Origin of the sequence: Microvirga arabica, assembly GCF_016811235.1 — a bacterium.
GTDB classification, from domain to species: domain Bacteria; phylum Pseudomonadota; class Alphaproteobacteria; order Rhizobiales; family Beijerinckiaceae; genus Microvirga; species Microvirga arabica.
Map to the genome: position 1 here is coordinate 1 of NZ_JAFBID010000199.1, position 1,221 is coordinate 1,221.

General features: G+C 63.9%; 1 protein-coding gene. It reads right to left on the reverse strand.

Translation table 11 applies throughout. The features are described 5' to 3' along the window. Window positions 1-18: 18 nt before the first annotated feature. Window positions 19-1,208, reverse strand: a protein-coding gene (locus JQC81_RS32430; protein WP_203275861.1) for an IS3 family transposase whose coding sequence is annotated in 2 segments (ribosomal slippage) — window positions 19-947 and window positions 947-1,208 — 1,191 coding nt in all. Because the reading frame shifts where the segments join, the coding sequence is not laid out codon by codon here. Between the last annotated feature and the right edge of the window lie 13 nt (window positions 1,209-1,221).

The window sequence follows — 1,221 nt, forward strand, 5'->3', positions numbered from 1 at the left end:
TGACCTGCCCCTGAAGTTTCATCCAGCCGCTGTTAGAGTCTTGGCCGGTGATACGCCGTGTGGCGCGACAGGAGCAAGGGGCCAGCGCGCGGAGCTTGTCTGTTGCGCAGCGTGATGGTCCCTTGCGGCTCTCAGGCCCGCGGCATAGGCCGCGGGCGTCTGATAGTTCAGCGAGGAATGCGGCCTCGCGATATTGTAGTCGGTGACCCAAGCCGAGATCATCTCGCGGGCATGATCCAAGCCGAAGAACAGGCTCTCGTTCAACAGTTCATCCCGCATGCGGCCGTTGAACGACTCGATATAGCCGTTCTGCATCGGCTTGCCCGGGGCAATGTAATGCCGCTCGATCCGGCGCTCGGCGCACCAGGCGAGAATAGCATTCGAGGTCAGTTCGGTGCCGTTATCGGAGACAATCATTCCCGGCTTGCCACGTTGCTCGATCAGGGCTGTCAACTCCCGGGCGACCCGCTTGCCCGAGATCGAGGTGTCGGGGATCGCCGCCAGGCACTCCCGTGTCACGTCATCGACGATGTTCAGGATGCGAAAGCGCCGGCCATTCGCGAACTGATCATGGACAAAGTCGAGCGACCAGCGCGCATTGGCCTTCGCCTCAACCAGGATCGGCGCCCGCATGCCGACCGCCCGCCGGCGCGCCTGGCGCTTGCGGACGCTCAGGCCTTCCTCGCGGTAGAGGCGGTAGACCCGGTTCAGCCCCGCCGTCTCGCCCTCACGCCGAAGCAGCACGAACAGCCGCCGATAACCGAAACGACGCCGCGCGTGGGCCAGTTCGCGCAGCCGGCCCCGCAGGGCCGCATCGTTCGGGCGACAGGAGCGATAGCGGATCGTGGTGCGATCCGCCCTGATGAGGGAACAGGCCCGCCGTTCCGACAGGCCAAAGCTGGCCTGCAGGTGCGCGACGGCTTCGCGCTGAGCGGCGGGCTCTACCACTTTTTTGAGAGCAGCTCGCGCAGCGCCGAGGCATCGAGCATCGTCTCGGCCAGCAGCTTCTTCAGTTTGGCGTTCTCATCCTCAAGCGCTTTGAGCCGTTTGGCGTCGGAGGCATCCATGCCGCCGTACTTGGCCTTCCAGTTGTAAAGGGTGGCTTCCGACATGCCGTGCTTGCGGCACAGATCGGCCACCTTTGCACCAGCCTCCTGCTCCCGCAAAATCCCAATAATCTGCTCGTCCGTGAACCGTGAACGCCTCATTGTCCGTCCTTGT